18 protein-coding genes are annotated in these 15,876 nt (G+C 34.4%); 14 read left to right on the top strand and 4 right to left on the bottom strand.

Features of this window, described 5'->3' with window-relative positions; translation table 11 throughout:
* Nucleotides 1-71 precede the first annotated feature (71 nt).
* The 7 genes from DRF58_RS00275 to DRF58_RS00245 all read left to right on the top strand — a co-directional run bounded on the left by DRF58_RS00275 (nucleotide 72) and on the right by DRF58_RS00245 (nucleotide 5,587).
* Nucleotides 72-1,280, top strand: coding sequence for a pyridoxal phosphate-dependent aminotransferase (locus tag DRF58_RS00275; protein ID WP_116031417.1), 1,209 nt, complete (start codon nucleotides 72-74; stop codon nucleotides 1,278-1,280).
* A 103-nt stretch (nucleotides 1,281-1,383) separates the two neighbouring features.
* Entirely contained in the window at nucleotides 1,384-1,830 is a 447-nt protein-coding gene (locus DRF58_RS00270; protein WP_116031414.1) for a hypothetical protein, read from the top strand.
* Nucleotides 1,827-2,846 carry a UDP-N-acetylmuramate dehydrogenase gene (gene murB / locus DRF58_RS00265; protein ID WP_116031412.1) on the top strand — a complete coding sequence of 340 codons (1,020 nt, stop codon included), beginning with the start codon at nucleotides 1,827-1,829 and terminating at the stop codon, nucleotides 2,844-2,846. Before DRF58_RS00270 ends, murB begins: the two co-directional genes overlap by 4 nt.
* A 12-nt stretch (nucleotides 2,847-2,858) precedes the next feature.
* Nucleotides 2,859-3,563, top strand: coding sequence for a DsbA family oxidoreductase (locus DRF58_RS00260; protein ID WP_116031409.1), 705 nt, complete (start codon nucleotides 2,859-2,861; stop codon nucleotides 3,561-3,563).
* A 19-nt stretch (nucleotides 3,564-3,582) separates the two neighbouring features.
* A complete protein-coding gene (gene proC / locus DRF58_RS00255; RefSeq protein ID WP_116031407.1) occupies nucleotides 3,583-4,386 on the top strand; it encodes a pyrroline-5-carboxylate reductase in 804 nt (267 codons plus the stop codon).
* A gap of 9 nt (nucleotides 4,387-4,395) precedes the next feature.
* The gene (locus tag DRF58_RS00250) at nucleotides 4,396-5,151 is read left to right on the top strand and encodes a DUF6882 domain-containing protein (protein WP_245955330.1); all 756 of its coding nucleotides are present in this window, start codon (nucleotides 4,396-4,398) and stop codon (nucleotides 5,149-5,151) included.
* Between the two features lie 4 nt (nucleotides 5,152-5,155).
* Nucleotides 5,156-5,587 (top strand): GNAT family N-acetyltransferase, encoded by a 432-nt coding sequence (locus DRF58_RS00245; RefSeq protein WP_116031404.1) that lies wholly within the window; start codon nucleotides 5,156-5,158, stop codon nucleotides 5,585-5,587.
* 158 nt (nucleotides 5,588-5,745) lie between these two features.
* Here DRF58_RS00245 and DRF58_RS00240 read toward each other — a convergent pair whose 3' ends face one another.
* From DRF58_RS00240 to DRF58_RS00225, 4 genes are all read right to left on the bottom strand, one after another.
* Nucleotides 5,746-6,168 carry a VanZ family protein gene (locus DRF58_RS00240; RefSeq protein WP_116031401.1) on the bottom strand — a complete coding sequence of 141 codons (423 nt, stop codon included), beginning with the start codon at nucleotides 6,166-6,168 and terminating at the stop codon, nucleotides 5,746-5,748.
* Nucleotides 6,169-6,196: 28 nt separating this feature from the next.
* The gene (locus tag DRF58_RS00235; protein ID WP_116031399.1) at nucleotides 6,197-7,180 is read right to left on the bottom strand and encodes a transglutaminase family protein; all 984 of its coding nucleotides are present in this window, start codon (nucleotides 7,178-7,180) and stop codon (nucleotides 6,197-6,199) included.
* Nucleotides 7,181-7,276: 96 nt separating this feature from the next.
* A complete protein-coding gene (locus DRF58_RS00230; RefSeq protein ID WP_116031396.1) occupies nucleotides 7,277-8,197 on the bottom strand; it encodes an alpha-E domain-containing protein in 921 nt (306 codons plus the stop codon).
* Between the two features lie 52 nt (nucleotides 8,198-8,249).
* The gene (locus DRF58_RS00225; protein ID WP_116031394.1) at nucleotides 8,250-9,692 is read right to left on the bottom strand and encodes a circularly permuted type 2 ATP-grasp protein; all 1,443 of its coding nucleotides are present in this window, start codon (nucleotides 9,690-9,692) and stop codon (nucleotides 8,250-8,252) included.
* 227 nt (nucleotides 9,693-9,919) lie between these two features.
* Between DRF58_RS00225 and DRF58_RS00220 the strand changes: the two genes are divergently transcribed.
* From DRF58_RS00220 to DRF58_RS18655, 7 genes are all read left to right on the top strand, one after another.
* Nucleotides 9,920-12,121, top strand: a complete 2,202-nt coding sequence (locus DRF58_RS00220; protein ID WP_116031391.1) for a RelA/SpoT family protein — start codon at nucleotides 9,920-9,922, stop codon at nucleotides 12,119-12,121.
* On the top strand, nucleotides 12,121-13,275 hold the full coding sequence (gene nhaA / locus DRF58_RS00215; protein ID WP_116031389.1) for a Na+/H+ antiporter NhaA: 1,155 nt from the start codon (nucleotides 12,121-12,123) through the stop codon (nucleotides 13,273-13,275). Before DRF58_RS00220 ends, nhaA begins: the two co-directional genes overlap by 1 nt.
* 29 nt (nucleotides 13,276-13,304) lie before the next feature.
* Nucleotides 13,305-13,517 carry a hypothetical protein gene (locus tag DRF58_RS00210; protein ID WP_116031386.1) on the top strand — a complete coding sequence of 71 codons (213 nt, stop codon included), beginning with the start codon at nucleotides 13,305-13,307 and terminating at the stop codon, nucleotides 13,515-13,517.
* 161 nt (nucleotides 13,518-13,678) lie between these two features.
* A complete protein-coding gene (locus tag DRF58_RS00205; protein ID WP_116031383.1) occupies nucleotides 13,679-13,864 on the top strand; it encodes a hypothetical protein in 186 nt (61 codons plus the stop codon).
* 42 nt (nucleotides 13,865-13,906) lie between these two features.
* Nucleotides 13,907-14,221, top strand: a complete 315-nt coding sequence (locus DRF58_RS18660) for a helix-turn-helix domain-containing protein (RefSeq protein WP_116031380.1) — start codon at nucleotides 13,907-13,909, stop codon at nucleotides 14,219-14,221.
* A gap of 250 nt (nucleotides 14,222-14,471) precedes the next feature.
* Nucleotides 14,472-15,212 carry an efflux RND transporter permease subunit gene (locus DRF58_RS00195; protein ID WP_116031378.1) on the top strand — a complete coding sequence of 247 codons (741 nt, stop codon included), beginning with the start codon at nucleotides 14,472-14,474 and terminating at the stop codon, nucleotides 15,210-15,212.
* Between the two features lie 18 nt (nucleotides 15,213-15,230).
* Nucleotides 15,231-15,866 (top strand): TolC family protein, encoded by a 636-nt coding sequence (locus DRF58_RS18655; RefSeq protein WP_245955328.1) that lies wholly within the window; start codon nucleotides 15,231-15,233, stop codon nucleotides 15,864-15,866.
* Nucleotides 15,867-15,876: the final 10 nt, after the last annotated feature.

The following is a 15,876-nucleotide window of genomic DNA, read 5'->3' as shown; positions in this document are numbered from 1 at the left end:
TTTAAATCAAAAATAGTAATTTTTTTATTGAAAATTTAAAGCTTATTTTTGTATCCCAAAGTCAAATAATAATGCCGAAAATATCGCAAAGAGCGCAGCATATGCCCGCATCTCCAGTTAGAAAATTAGTTCCTTATGCTATTCAAGCAAAACAAAAAGGAATCAAAGTTTATCACTTGAACATTGGTCAACCAGACATCGAAACTCCCGAAACCGCTTTGAATGCTGTAAAAAACATCGACCTCAAAGTTTTGGAATATGCTTTATCAGAAGGTAATATCGAGTACAGAAAAGCTTTGACAGAATATTATCATTCTCTTGGATTTACAGATTTAACACCTGATAATTTCATCGTAACAAACGGCGGTTCGGAAGCTTTGAATTTTGCCATTTCTACGCTTTGTGATGACGGCGACGAAATCATTATTCCGGAACCTTATTACGCTAATTATAATGGATTTGCTGGAACTTTTAACATCAATATAGTCGCAGTTCCATCAACGATTGACACAGGTTTTGCCTTACCTTCTATTGAGGAATTTGAGAAAAAAATAACTGATAAAACCAGAGCAATCGTCGTTTGTAATCCCGGAAATCCAACAGGTTATCTTTATTCAAGAGAAGAACTACAAAAACTGGCTGAGATTGCTAAAAAACACGACATTGTTATAATTTCTGACGAAGTTTACAGAGAATATGTTTACGATGGAGAACAGCAAATCTCTATGTTTGAGTTTCCAGAAGTCGCAGACAATGTTATCGTTATCGATTCAGAATCTAAGAGATATTCGATGTGTGGCGCGAGAATCGGATGTTTGATTACACGTTCAAAGAAAATCCACGATGCAGCGATTCTTTTTGCTCAGGCAAGATTAAGCCCAGTTCTTTTGGGACAAATTGCCGCAACTGCAGCTCACAAAAACGATGCAGAATATATCGCAAAAGTAAGAGAAGAATATACGAACAGAAGAAATCTATTGGTAGAATTATTAAACGAAATTCCGGGTGTGATTTGTCCAAAACCAAAAGGTGCGTTCTATTGTGGCGTTGAGCTTCCTGTGGATGATTCTGATAAATTTGCGCAATGGCTTTTGGAAAGTTATTCTAATAATAATGAAACTGTGATGGTTGCGCCAATGGGAGGTTTTTACAGCAATCCTGAGTTAGGCAAAAAACAAGTAAGAATCGCTTATGTTTTGAAACAAGAAGACCTTAGAAGAAGTGTTGAACTTCTGAGAGATGCGATCGAAAAATATAGAATAGAATTTGGTTTGGACTAAATCATTTCTAAATTCATTCTAAAAAACCACATAGAAAATTCTATTAAAATTAAGATTTCTATGTGGTTTTATCATTAAATTTACACCAATCATAAAATCTACAATGATGAAAATATTAAAAATAGGATTACTTGCATCGGCTTTTGCAATGCTTTTAATCAGTTGTAAAACTGTCGCTCAAAATTCAACAATCGAATCTATAACATTAAGAAACACGTATGGACGAGGCGGATTCACATCTATAACTGCGACCAAAGATTCTTTAAAAACTTCTTCTGCAGGTGGAAGAATGACAGATTATCCTAATTTCAACAAAAAATTGAATTCCAAAGATTGGGAAAAACTAGTTTCTGGAATTAATATTTCCTCTCTGGAAAAAACAAAAAGCGGAGAAAGGCGCGGACATTATGATGGTCCGGATGAAATCTTCACAATTAAAACGCCAGAAAAAGAATACGAATTCTATAACGTTGCCGAAGAAGATCAAAACTACAAACAATTAGAAAAGCTTAAAACTAATCTTAATAATCTGCTTTCTCAATATAAATAATGATTCAAGAAAACGTTTCCTTAAAACCATTTAACACTTTCGGAGTTGAAGCTTCAGCAAGATATTTTTCACAAGTTAATTCTGTCGAAGAATTAATAGAAACCCTCAAATTCTCAAACGCTCATTCTCTCCCACTCTTATTCATTGGTGGCGGAAGCAATATTCTTTTGACCAAGGATTTTGAAGGATTGGCGATCCAGTTGAATCTAAAAGGAATTTCGGAAGAAATTATTAATGAAAATGAGGTTTTAGTCACAGCAAAAGCTGGCGAAAACTGGCATCAGTTTGTGATGTATTGTTTGGATAAAAATTATGGCGGATTAGAAAATCTGTCTTTGATTCCTGGGAACGTTGGCACTTCTCCAATGCAGAATATCGGTGCTTACGGAACAGAAATAAAAGATGTTTTTGAATCTTGCAAAGTTCTGAATCTTGAAACATTGGAAATTGAAGTGTTCAATCTTGAGAAATGCAGATTTGGCTATAGAGATTCGATTTTTAAGCAAGAAGGCAAAGGGAAATATGTGATTCTCGAAGTGACTTTCCGTTTAACTACAAAAGACCATAAAATTGATGTGGAATATGGCGCAATCAAATCAGAATTAGAAAACCTTGGAATTAAAAAACCTACTATTCAAGATGTTTCGAAAGCTGTAATCAACATCAGACAAAGCAAATTACCCGACCCAAAAGTAATAGGAAACGCCGGAAGTTTTTTTAAGAATCCAACCATTCCACTTTCACAGTTTGAAACTCTAAAGAAAAAATTTGAAAAAATACCTGGTTATCCGAATGGAGACTTTGTAAAAGTTCCTGCAGGCTGGCTGATAGAACAAGCCGGATGGAAAGGGAAACAAATCGAAAATGTTGCTTCACATAAATTGCAGGCATTAGTAATAATCAATGCTACAGGAGATGCAACTGGAAAAGAAATCTTCGATTTTTCAACAGAAATAATCAAATCCGTCAAAGAAAAATTCGGGATTGAACTGGAACGGGAAGTTAATATCATTTAAAATCAAAAAAAAATGAAAGTAGATATTTGGAGCGACACACGTTGCCCGTTTTGTTTCATTGGAAAGAAAAATTTTGAAAAAGCACTTCAGAATTTTGCTCAAAGTGATAAGATTGAAGTCAATTGGCATTCTTTCCAGCTAGACCCGAAAATGAAAACCGACCTTAGCAGAAATCATTATGAATATCTTTCTGATATCAAAGGACATTCTTTGCAAGAGACCATAAAAATGCACGAAAACCTCATCCAAATAGGAAAAAATTCAGGAATTGAGTTCAATTTTGATCAAGTGAAAGTTTCTAATTCTTTTAAAAGTCAAATCTTGGTTCAATTCGCCAAGGAAAAAGGCAAAGCCAACGAAATGGAAGAACTTCTGTTTGAAGCTTATTTCATTCTTGGAAAGAACATTGATGATGTTGAAGTTCTATCAGAAATCGGAGGAAAATTAGGTTTTACAAAAGAAGAAATCGAAACTGCAGTTCAATCTCCGGAATTAACAGAATTGGTAAATAATGATATCGAAGAAGCAGCTTCGCTTGGAATCAATAGCGTTCCATTTTTTGTTTTCAATAGAAAATATGCGATTTCGGGAGCTCAACCTACGCATTTATTTTCGGAAGTTTTGGAGAAAAGCTTATCTGAATTTTTAGAAAACAATTCAAAAATCAATATTGTAAGCGAAGGTGATTCTTGTGATGCTGATGGGAATAATTGTTAAATAATTAATAAAAGCAACAATGAAAATTGCAGTTTTAGGAGCGGGAAATATGGGTTTGTCATTTTCAAAATCTTTTTTGAAATATGAATTGATAAAACCGCAAAATCTACACCTCATCACACGAAACGAAAACAAAAAAGATAAAATAAGAACACTATTTCCAGAATCAGAAATCTCGTCTTTTGATGAAATTCAAAATTTGGAAGCAGACCTTATTATCATTGCTGTGAAACCTCAGGATTTTGGTTTTGTAGCGGAAAATTTACCTTTCAGTATTTCGGAAAAATCTATGGTTTTGTCGATAATGGCAGGAATCTCGATTGAAAAAATTCAAAAACTTCTGAACCACAAATCTGTTGTAAGAGCAATGCCGAACTCTCCTACTCTTCTCGGAATGGGAATTACAGGTTATACCGCAGCAGAAGGAATTTCTTTTTCAGAATTGATGAACGTTGAGCGTTTGTTGAATTCGACAGGACGTTCTGTTTATTTAGAAGACGAAAGTCTTTTGAACGGCGTAACCGCGCTATCAGGGAGCGGACCTGCTTATTTCTATTATATCATCGACGCCATGATAAAAGCAGGAACCGAAATGGGAATTGATGAAAATCTATCTAAATTATTCGTAAAACAAACAATGTTAGGCGCTTATCATCTCATTAATAATTCTGATAAATCTCTGGAAGAATTGATAAAAGACGTAGCTTCAAAGGGTGGAACAACGGAAGCGGCGCTGAAAACCTTCGAAGAAAACGAATTGAAATCAATTCTAAAAAAAGGAATTTTGGATGCTGAAAACAGAGCTAAGGAATTGAATTCATAATCTTTGAAAATGATAGATTACAAGGAATTTTCAGAATCTGAATTAAACAAATTAATTCCAATTCAAAATGATTTTAAGGCAGAATTTAAGCTTGATGATTTCGCCCATTGGTTTTATGATGCTGATGTAGAAATTTTAAGACTTTACAATGATGATAATGATGAAGTCTTTTTCAAATACATTCCAATCGGAACATTTTCACTGACATCAAAAACCTGGATGTGGAGCTGGTTCAATAATTATTTGTCCGAGAAAAATAAAATTGAGACTTTAAAAATAAAAAAATTCGGAGAAGAAAATAATTATGAAAAACTAACAAACGGAACATTTCCAAGTGATGAATATGACGGATGGGAGTTCCTTGCTATTTCTTTTGAAATTTTAAAAGGCATTGGGACTTACAAAATCAACCTTGAAAACTTAGAATATTATGTTTTAATTCCTGAACAAGTTTACGCTGATGGAAATTCAGAAGTGAAAAAAATGAAGCAGAAAAAACTAGAATGTGGAAATCACGGATATAGGAGACCTGCTTTTGTTTGTCAACATTTGGATCCTGAAACAAAAAGAGGATTTATCGAATCTTTTGAAGCTACTCCAGATATGGATTTGGAAGACGAAGAATATTTCGAAGCTTGGTGTGATGACTGTGAAAAAATAAGAGTCAAATACAATGGTTGGAATGAAGAATCGGAAAAATTTGCAAACATAAAAATGGTTTGTGAAAATTGTTATTTTGAAATGAAAGCTTTAAATAACTCATAGAAAAATGTACGATAAAAAAGACTTCTACATTTCTACAGATAAATCCAAAATGGACATAGAAACCATTCATCAATATTTATCTGAAGAATCTTATTGGGCAAAAGGAGTTCCAAAAGAAATTGTTGAAAAATCTATAGCTAATTCTTTTTGTTTCGGTGTGTTTTATCAAGATAAGCAAGTTGGCTTTGCAAAAGTGATTACAGATTTTACGACGATTGCTTATTTGGGAGATGTATTTATTTTGGATGAATTTCGTGGGCTTGGTTTGTCAAAATTATTAATGGAAAATATTATGAACCATCCCGAATTACAAGGTTTGAGAAGATGGATTTTGCTAACTGCTGATGCGCACGAACTTTATAAAAAATTTGGTTGGGATAATATCAAAGACCCAGCAAGATGGATGGAAGTTCATACTAAAAATGTTTATCAATAAGTTTTCTGTTTCTTTATCGCAAAGTTTTTTTAAGGTAGATTATTTGAGAAGGCAAAGAATCAACAAGTTGATTTGAAGCTAAAACTTAAATTCAAAGCTTCATAAAATATCAATTCATTGATACTTTGGAAACTTAATACTTATTAAAACCTTTGCGATTAAACTTTTTCCTTTCCTACAAAAAGCTGTTTATAAACATAAAATCCAATTGCAACGCCGACCGTATTCAGAATCACATCATCAATATCAAAAACGCCTAATCTTGTGAAATACTGAAGACCTTCTATCAAAATAATTGCGAAAAGAAAGTCCAAAATTAGAATCCAAAATTGGTTGAACTTTGGGAACACAATTCCTAAAAATCCAAAAGGAACGAACATTAGAACATTCCCGAAAATATTAATGATAATCGTTTCCCAAAGAATCGTTTGTTTCATAAAACCAAATGTTGAAAACATGGGAATCAGCCTTACAATATTAATATCATACTGACTTCTCCCAAATCCGAAAAACATCAGATAAAGCAAAAACAAGATGTAAAACGGAATCAGTATTTTATATAATTTCTTCAAAAAATCCATACAGAACAATCGATTCCAAATATACAAACTATTGTTGTTGCTGTTGTTGCTGTTGCATTTCCAAAAACTTTCGGTAAGAATTACTTTGTGGTAAAATCTCTTCAATCGACGGATTATTTTCTCGGATGTACATTGGAACTTTAGGAACTTCGGTCAGATTTTTAGTTTTATCAGTCGTGATAATTACAGAAACGCCCAATTTGTGACTGGATGTTCCTTTGTAAGTTCCTTTCACGGGCGTACAATCTTTGAAATCTCTTCCCACTGCAATCTTGATATGTCGGTCGCTTACCCAGCAATTATTCGTCGGGTCGTTTCCTAGCCAGCCGTAACCTGGGATAAAAACCTCGATCCAAGCATGTGTTGCACCTTCGCCTCTCAGTTCGTGATTGCTAGGACTGATGTATCCGCTGACATATCTCGAAGGAACGCCCAACATTCTCAACATTCCCAAAAGCAAATGCGCAAAATCCTGACAAACACCTGCTTTAAGCTCCCAGATTTCATCTATTTCCGTTTCATAATCCGTGATTCCTTGTCTGTAAGTGAAATTTTCATAAATATAAGTTGACAAAGCTGTCGTCGTTTCCATGACAGACAAATCTGAAGTAGCGACAGATTTTATGATTGACAAAATCTCTTCTTTATTCTTAATATTTTCCTGTCTTACAAAATCGATGTAAGGGAAATGCGTGGATTGTTCCTTCACGATTTGCCATTGTTCATCAACATTAAGATTGATAATTGGCAATTCTATCGGAAAAGTTTCTACAACCAATTCGGCTTTGATTTCCAAAAAATAATGCGGTTCCACAATCGTAAAAACACCAATTTTGTTGGTAAAATAATCGTAGTAATAATCGATATTAGAATATGGAAACAAAGAAATCCTTTGTTCAATAACTTCTTGAAAATCATTAGTCAATGGTGACAAAATAATTTGGTTTGCGCTGTCTGTAACCGCAGAAGAATATTCGTATCTCGTAATATGTAAAATGTTGAAAACTGGCATTTATAAAGTTGATTTGTTGATTCGTTAATTTGCTAATTTGTTGATGTGTTGATGTGACAAATTGACGATTTTGCGATTTTACAATGAAACATTTCCTCAAACAACCAAACCAAAAAACTGGTGGTTAAAAATATTTGAAATTTCGTAAATATCACTTTCTATTCTGGCAAGAAAAAGCATCTTTTCCTCGCGTGTTCTCGGATGCCTTGTGAATTGGACATTCGCAATACATTTTCCTATAAAAAAACCGACTGTTTCATCACTTTCACCTTGTTCTCCGGAATTGAGCTGTTTTGCAAATTTGTCTAATTCATTAAGAGAATAAGTGATTGAATTCGGGAAAAGTGGTTCATAAATCATCTGATAAAAAATCCGTTCTTTTTCCATCGTCCCAAGATTATTTCGAAGATAAAAATCATAACCACTTACCGAACTTAGAAAATACCGCCAGTTGGAGTAATCGTTATCCAAAAGGTCTTCTCCGTAAAGAATCCATTGTTTTCTGATTAGATTAATGCTATTCAGGATTCGTTCTATATATTTCCCAAGCTCCAAAAAACAATAACCTTCGTCTCTCGCTACATAATTATCGATAACGCCATAATAAACCATCGATTGTTTTACCAAAACATCAAAAACGCTGATTGGGTCACCATATCTGGACTGACTGAACAAAAAATGGTCTTTCATTTGATGATGAAAATCGTTAAGGCACTGCCAAACATCTTTGTTGATGTGGTCCTGCGCACTTCTGGCATTTTCTCTCGCCCGGAAAATATTACTGGCAATGGACAAATCATTATTGATATCAAAAAGCGCTTTCGAAATGAGATTTCCAAAACTGTAATCATCATTATCTATTTCGATTTGATTTTCTTCGCAAAAATTCTCCCAACTTTCTACAGAAGCGCCATCCTGATAAGCAATATATCTCGTATGAAAAACTTTGAGCTGAAAATTGGTCCGTTCCATATAACGGCTCATCCAAAATATATTTTCTGCAACTCTACTTAGCATTATTTTTTAATGGTTAATTGTTAATGATTAATGATTAATGATAAAAGTTGAATTAATCTACGACCCAAGTATCTTTGGAACCTCCACCTTGAGAGGAATTCACAACGATTGAGCCTTCTTTCAGCGCAACTCTCGTTAATCCGCCTGGAACAATATCAATTCCATCCGGACCGTATAATGCAAAAGGTCTTAAGTCAACTCTTCTCGGTTGTAAAACTCCATTAATATAACAAGGTGCAGTAGAAAGTTTAATGATTGGTTGTGCAATGTAACTTCTTGGATTCAGATTGATTTGTTTTGTAAATTCAGCGATTTCTTCGTCAGTGGCTTTGTCTCCGATTAGCATTCCGTAACCGCCACTTTCATTGGTTTTTTTAACAACCATTTTGTGCATATTTTCTATGGTGTATTTCCGTTCGTCCATATTTTCCATTCGGTAAGTCGGAACGCTTTTCAGAATCGGCTCTTCGCCCAAATAATACCGAATCATATCGGGAACGTAAGAATAAATCGCTTTATCATCGGCAACACCATTTCCCATTGCATTCACGATAATAACATTTCCTTTTCTGTAAGCGTGATACAAACCAGGAACACCCAAAACACTGTCTTGACGGAAAACCAAAGGGTCAATGAACTCATCATCCACTCTTCTGTAAATGACATCTACTTTTTTGAGACCTTTCGTAGTTTTCATATAAACCTGATGATTTTGAACCACCAAATCACGACCTTCCACCAATTCGATTCCCATTAATCGAGCTAAAGTTGTATGTTCAAAATAAGCGGAATTGAAAATCCCCGGTGTCAATAAAACCACATTTGGTTTTGCACTGATTTGACGACCAAATGACAATAGATTTTTTATTAATAAATCAGGATAGATATTAACTTGTTTAACCTTGATATTAGGCAAAATATTAGGAAAAAGCCGATAGCTCATTTTTCGATTTTCCAGCATATAACTTACTCCAGAAGGCGTTCTGAGATTATCTTCTAAAACATAATAACTCCCGTCATAATCTCGGATAAGGTCGATTCCGCTGATGTGTGTATAGATATCAAACGGTACATCAACATTTATCATTTCTCTAAGATAATTGGGACAAGTATAAACCAAAGACGACGGCAAAACCTCATCTTTTATAATGAATTGCTGATGATAAACATCCTTAAGAAAAATATTGAGAGCCTTCAGTCTTTGTTTAATTCCTTTCTGTATAAATTCCCATTCTGATGATTGGATAATCCTTGGAACCACATCAAAAGGAAAAATCTTTTCGATTCCCTCACCATCATTATAAACCGTGAAAGTAATCCCCTGCGTCATAAAAAGTTTCTTCGCAAGGTCATTTTTCTGGTCCATCTCAGAAACATCAAACTTAGAAAAACCGGTCACAAAATCCCGATAATGATTTCTCACTACATTATTGGACATCATCTCATCATAAATATCATTTATCGCAGGATAACCATTTAAAAAACCTTCTTCCATAGTTATATTTTATGTTTTTAAAACACTAATATATAAAATTAATAGGGGTAATTATAATTTTCATACGAAATAAATCCAAACCACCCCTGTTTTAAAAACACAATTAATTAAATAAATCATTTTTATTACTTTTATTTAAATCCATTATACAATACTCAAAACCGTAAGGTTTCACTTGACTTTTTTTGTATTTTTTAGTATATTCGTTACTCATTTACACGATTTAGATGATTTACGATTTAGAGAAAGAAAACAAGGAAATCCTTGCACGATATAAAGACCTCATATCCAATACTTACCGAACGTTGGACGAGGAGCAAAACAAGCTTATCCGAAAAGCTTTTGATATTGCTTTGGATGCTCACAAAGACCAGCGAAGAAAAACCGGCGAACCTTACATCTATCATCCGATAGAAGTTGCAAAAATCGTTGCTAATGAGATTGGCTTGGGTGCAACCAGTATTGCCTGCGCCCTGCTCCACGATGTGATAGAAGATTCTGAATACACTTACGAAGACCTTAATAAAATCTTCGGAAAAACCATTGCAGATATCGTAAGCGGATTGACGAAAATCTCTGTGATGAATCAGCAGAACATCTCTGTTCAGTCAGAAAATTACAGAAAACTTCTACTGACGCTTTCCGAAGACTTCCGGGTGATTCTCATCAAAATTGCAGACCGACTGCATAATATGAGAACTTTGGAAAGTATGCATCCTGTAAAGCAGAAAAAAATCGCGGCGGAAACAGCTTATATTTACGCACCGTTAGCTCACAGATTCGGGCTTTACTCTATCAAATCGGAACTTGAAGATTTATCTTTAAAATATAATAATCCTGATGTTTACAACGAGATTCAGGCAAAATTAGAAACCGCAAAAGAAGTTCGTGAAAAATATGTAGAAGAATTCACCAAAGAAGTTTCCGAACAGCTGAAAGAAGAAAATCTCAACTTCACCATCAAAGGACGCGCAAAAGCCATAAGTTCGATTTATCGAAAAATGCAGAAGCAGAATGTGACTTTTGAAGAAGTTTATGATAATTACGCGATTAGAATCATTTATAAATCCGACCCGAGAAATGAAAAATTTTTGGCGTGGAAAATCTATTCCATCGTAACCGACCTTTACCAAAGTAATCCTTCCCGAATGCGTGACTGGATTTCGCAACCTAGGTCAACCGGTTACGAGAGTCTCCACTTGACTGTAATGGGACCTGATAAAAAATGGATTGAAGTCCAAATCCGTTCCGAAAGAATGAACGAGATTGCAGAAAAAGGAGTTGCTGCACATTACAAATACAAAGAAGGTTATCGCAAAAACACTGATGACCAAAGATTTGAAAATTGGGTTTCTGAAATCAGAGATGTTTTAGAACAACAGCAAAACCTTTCTACGTCTGAGCTTCTTGATAATATTAAATTAAATCTCTATTCCAAAGAAGTTTTCGTTTTCACACCAAAAGGAGAAATCAAAATTTTACCAACCGGAGCAACAGCTTTGGATTTCGCTTTTTCGGTTCACTCGGATTTGGGAACAAAATGTCTTGGCGCAAAAATCAACGGAAAACTGGTTCCAATCAGTTATGTTCTTCAAAACGGTGACCAGATTGACATCCTTTCTTCTCAGAATCAAAAACCAAAACCAGATTGGTTGGATTTTGTAGTGACTTCCAAAGCGAAATCTAAAATTAAGAATATCCTTAATTCTGAAAAAAATCAAAATACAGCAGAAGGAAAGGAAATTCTCCAGAGAAAAATGCGCCACGCAAAATTGAATTTCAATGATGATGAAATCAATGGATTACAGAAATTCCTTAATCTGAAAACTTCTCAGGATTTATTTTTAGGTTTCCAAAACGGAACTTTTGACATTGGTGACATTAAAAGATATTCGGATAAAAAAAGCATACTCAGCAATATCTTCAACCGTTTCAGAAAAACTTCTAATAAGGAAGAATATGTTGAAAAGGTCGATTCCAATTTGGATATGATTGTCTTTGGAAAAGATGAAGAAAAATTGAATTATACTTTTGCGAAATGTTGTACAGTGATTCCAGGAGATAAAATTTTCGGATTCATAACCATTTCAGACGGAATAAAAGTTCATAGCGAAAGCTGTCCAAACGCCATTAATCTAAGAGCAAATTACGATTATCGTGTTCTTCAAGCGAAATGGGTGAATGCAGAAAGTTTCAAAAACAGAATCAAAATTGAGATTGAAGGAATTGATAGAATCGGTATGATTAACGACATCACGGCAGTCATCAGTGGTTCTATGAATATGGATATGAGAAGTATGAGCATCTCTTCTAACGATGGTATTTTCACAGGAAGCATCGCGCTAGAAGTCAGAAATAAAAGCCAATTGGAAGAAACTTTCAAACAACTAAAAGCGATCAAAGGCGTTTCTAAAGTAAAAAGACAGTAATGATATTAACAAAATATTTCGATAAATTTTTCCATTCCAACAAAAGTTCTGGAATCTTATTAATCATCTTCGTTTTGGTTTCTTTATTGATAGCCAATTCATCTCTCGCTCAGGATTTTCAAAATCTTTTGAACACCAATATCGGAACAGAAGTCTTTCATTTGAATTACTCTGTTTCTGTTTGGATTAATGACGGATTGATGGCTATTTTCTTTCTTTTGGTTGGATTAGAAATCAAGAGAGAATTGTTGGAAGGTGAATTGTCCGACATCAAAAAAGCGAATCTCCCAATTTTCGCTGCTCTTGGCGGAATGTTGATTCCGGCTTTGATTTATTTTAGTTTTAATTATAATTCTGAATATAAAAACGGTTGGGCAATTCCGATGGCGACCGATATTGCTTTTTCTTTGGCAATTATTTCGTTGCTTGGAAAAAGCGTTCCTAATTCTCTTAAAGTATTTTTGAGCGCATTAGCAATTGTAGATGATTTGGGAGCGATTATCGTGATTGCATTATTTTACACAGATTCTATTGATTGGATTTCTTTGGGAATCTGTGGTGGAATTACAATTTTTCTGATTATTTTAAATAAACTCGGCGCTAAAAATCTATTATTGTATTTGATTCCGGGATTATTTCTTTGGTATTTTATGCACCATTCTGGGATTCACGCAACGATTGCAGGCGTTATTCTAGCATTTACAATTCCGACAAACACTTCAACCGTGATTATGTCGCCTTTGGAAAAACTGGAAGAAAAATTACACACACCTGTTAATTTTCTGATAATGCCATTATTCGCTTTAGCTAATACTAATATTACTTTTCAATCGGAGGTTTTTGCACATTTTATCAGTCCACTAAGTTTGGGAATCATCTTCGGTTTGTTTACAGGGAAAGTCATTGGAATTAATTTATTTTCTTGGATTGTTGTCAAATTAAAATGGAGTAAACTTCCCGCTTTTTCAAAATGGAATCAAATGATTGGTGTTGGATTCTTAGCGGGAATTGGATTTACGATGTCGATTTTCGTTTCGTTATTGGCTTTTCCAAATCATATTGAAAGTCAGGAAATTGCTAAAATCAGTATTCTGTTCGCTTCTGTGGTTTCCGGAATTGTAGGCTATTCTGTTTTGAAATTCAAGAAAATTTAATTCATTAATTTGGCCTAAACATCTTCTCAATGCAGCGAAAATCAACTCCAGAATCAAAAGATTTTATCTCACTTTTTACATTTGAGGAACTGTTGAATCAGGTAGAATTTGATTTGCGCATCAAGGAATTTGTTGTTATGGAAATCGAAACTGCAAATCACGCGGTAGAGCTTAATAAGCCTTTCCGCTCAGATTATTTTGCTATTTTTTTGATTCAAAAAGGAAATATGGTTTTAGGTTAGAAGATAACAGTTACGAAGCGGAAAAAGGAGATATTATCTTTTCCCCAATTGCAGAAACTGTATGTATTGAGAAAGTATCTGATGGTTATAAAGCAAAATATATTTTCTTTTCTCATCATTTTATATCGGAAGCAGGTTTTAACTACAAATCAAACGACGTTTTGAAAAGCCTTTCATCCGACCCCATTAATATCATCCGAGACGAACAGGAATTATATCGAAGACTCGATTTCCATCTTGATGAGCTTAAGATTTTAAACGATACTGAAAAAGAGAATTATTATTTCAATGAAATGATTTGGCATCACTTTTCTCTGGTCATTTACGAGATTGATAATTATTTTTAAAAAACCGACAGACCAAAACCCGTAACCTATCGTGAAGATAACATTACAACAATTTTCTTCACACTTATACGGCAACATTTCAAAGAACAGCACAATGTCCAGTTTTATGCCGATAAGCTTTTTATCAGCCGAAAATATTTAACAAAAGTCATCAATAAAACGATGTATAAATCTCCCAGAGATATTATTCATCAGGTTTTAGTTGTGGAAGCGAGAATGTTGCTTCGAAATTCTAACTCCAATGTCAATGAAGTCGCTTCACAATTAAAATTTTCTGACCAGGCATCTTTCATTAAATTTTTAAAAAAACACGTTGGGAAATCTCCGTTAGAATATAAGGGAAGTGATTTATACTAAAGTTTAATTTTAAGATGTCTTTTCACAAAATTAATAATATTAATTCATTAAGTTATTCCTTGATTTCTAATGTTATATTCTATCTATTACTTATATTAAAGATAACTATAGATAAAATTTTTATTCTAAAAAATTTTGGTTTAATAAAATAAATTAGAGATGTCTTTTTGACAAATTTAGTCGTTTTTTGAATATCTTCCTTCGCTTTTTTTTGGACGAATTTTGCACCGAAAATTTAATTGAAATTGTTATGCAAAGATTCTCTATTCAGAAATCATCTATGCTTGGCGTGGCTTTATTGGTCTTGGTCGGGTGTAAAAAAGATAATCAGGGGCAGGCTTACCAACAACAGACTCCACAACTTCCGGTGGAAACCGTAAAACAAGGAAATGCTTCCGTAGAAAATGAATATGCTGCTTCTGTAGAAGGCGTTTCCAATGTGGAAGCCAATTCCAGCTCGCAATCGGTAATGATTTTCGGGTTGTGTATCGTGTTTGTATTCTTCCTTTTATCAGCACAGTATGAAAGTTACATTCTTCCTTTTGCGGTATTAATCGCTATTCCGGTTGGTTTATCAGGAGTGTTTATGAGAATTACTTTTGCGGAATTATCCAACAATATTTATGTTCAAATCACAATGGTAATGTTGATTGGATTATTAGCCAAAAACGGAATTCTAATCGTAGAGTTTGCCATCCAAAGACGAAGAGCCGAAAAAAGTTTAATTGCAGCAGCAGTTGAAGGTGCAAAAGCACGTTTTCGTCCGATTCTGATGACTTCTTTGGCATTTATTGCAGGTTTGATTCCATTAGTTTTCGTCGTTGGTCCGTCTGCAATGGGGAATCTTTCCATTGGTTATGCGGCAATTTCCGGGATGTTATTCGGAACCATTTTAGGGGTTTTCGTTGTTCCGGTATTGTTTGTGGTTTTCCAGGCTTTGCACGAAAAAATCAACGGAAGAGTAATCACAGAAGCCGATTGGGAATATTAATTCAAATGATTTTTTAAAATGAATTCAATTAAAAATATAGCATATATCGTATTAATTTCGGGAACGGCAATCGCCTGTAAAGTTCAGAAATTTGAACAGCCCGAAATCCAAATGCCCGAAGCTTTCAGAAACGACAGCATCACAACCGATAATAATGAAAATATTGCTAAAATCAGTTATAAAGATTTTTTCAAAGACCCAGTTTTGGTGAGTTTGATTGATAAAGCAATGACTCAGAATAATGATTTGCAGGTCGCTTTGAAACAAATCGAATTTGCTTCTTTAGCTTACAACCAAAGTAAATGGGGAAACATCCCAACCGTGAGCGCAACGATTGCCAACGCAAGTGTGAACCGACCTTCCGACAACAGTATGAACGGAATGATGGCGGGACAGTTTATGGGAAGCCGTTATATGCAGGATTACACGACTTCCATCAATATTTCTTGGGAAGCTGATATTTGGGGCAAAATCAAAGGCAGAAAAGAACAGGCTTTGGCAGTTTATCTCAAAACTCAGGAAGCCGCGAAAGCCGTGAAAACACAATTGGTAGCGACTGTTGTTCAAGGATATTATAATTTACTAATGCTCGATACTCAGCTTGAAATTACAAAATCAAACCTGACTTATTCGGATAACACTTTGAAGTTTTAGGAGAAACAAC

It is taken from the genome of Epilithonimonas hispanica (assembly GCF_003385395.1).
GTDB classification, from domain to species: Bacteria; Bacteroidota; Bacteroidia; order Flavobacteriales; family Weeksellaceae; genus Epilithonimonas; species Epilithonimonas hispanica.
This window is presented reverse-complemented; position numbering and strand designations above follow the sequence as displayed.

Coding starts and splice junctions, on each gene's coding strand:
- DRF58_RS00275 (WP_116031417.1), top strand. CDS start 72: ATGCCGAAAATATCGCAAAGAGCGCAGCATATGCCCGCATCTCCAGTT.
- DRF58_RS00235 (WP_116031399.1), bottom strand. CDS start 7,180: ATGCCAGTTTTCAACATTTTACATATTACGAGATACGAATATTCTTCT.
- nhaA (WP_116031389.1), top strand. CDS start 12,121: ATGATATTAACAAAATATTTCGATAAATTTTTCCATTCCAACAAAAGT.
- DRF58_RS00245 (WP_116031404.1), top strand. CDS start 5,156: ATGTACGATAAAAAAGACTTCTACATTTCTACAGATAAATCCAAAATG.
- DRF58_RS00225 (WP_116031394.1), bottom strand. CDS start 9,692: ATGGAAGAAGGTTTTTTAAATGGTTATCCTGCGATAAATGATATTTAT.
- DRF58_RS00195 (WP_116031378.1), top strand. CDS start 14,472: ATGCAAAGATTCTCTATTCAGAAATCATCTATGCTTGGCGTGGCTTTA.
- DRF58_RS00220 (WP_116031391.1), top strand. CDS start 9,920: ATGATTTACGATTTAGAGAAAGAAAACAAGGAAATCCTTGCACGATAT.
- DRF58_RS00230 (WP_116031396.1), bottom strand. CDS start 8,197: ATGCTAAGTAGAGTTGCAGAAAATATATTTTGGATGAGCCGTTATATG.
- DRF58_RS00270 (WP_116031414.1), top strand. CDS start 1,384: ATGATGAAAATATTAAAAATAGGATTACTTGCATCGGCTTTTGCAATG.
- DRF58_RS00260 (WP_116031409.1), top strand. CDS start 2,859: ATGAAAGTAGATATTTGGAGCGACACACGTTGCCCGTTTTGTTTCATT.
- DRF58_RS00210 (WP_116031386.1), top strand. CDS start 13,305: ATGCAGCGAAAATCAACTCCAGAATCAAAAGATTTTATCTCACTTTTT.
- DRF58_RS00250 (WP_245955330.1), top strand. CDS start 4,396: ATGATAGATTACAAGGAATTTTCAGAATCTGAATTAAACAAATTAATT.
- DRF58_RS00240 (WP_116031401.1), bottom strand. CDS start 6,168: ATGGATTTTTTGAAGAAATTATATAAAATACTGATTCCGTTTTACATC.
- DRF58_RS18655 (WP_245955328.1), top strand. CDS start 15,231: ATGAATTCAATTAAAAATATAGCATATATCGTATTAATTTCGGGAACG.
- proC (WP_116031407.1), top strand. CDS start 3,583: ATGAAAATTGCAGTTTTAGGAGCGGGAAATATGGGTTTGTCATTTTCA.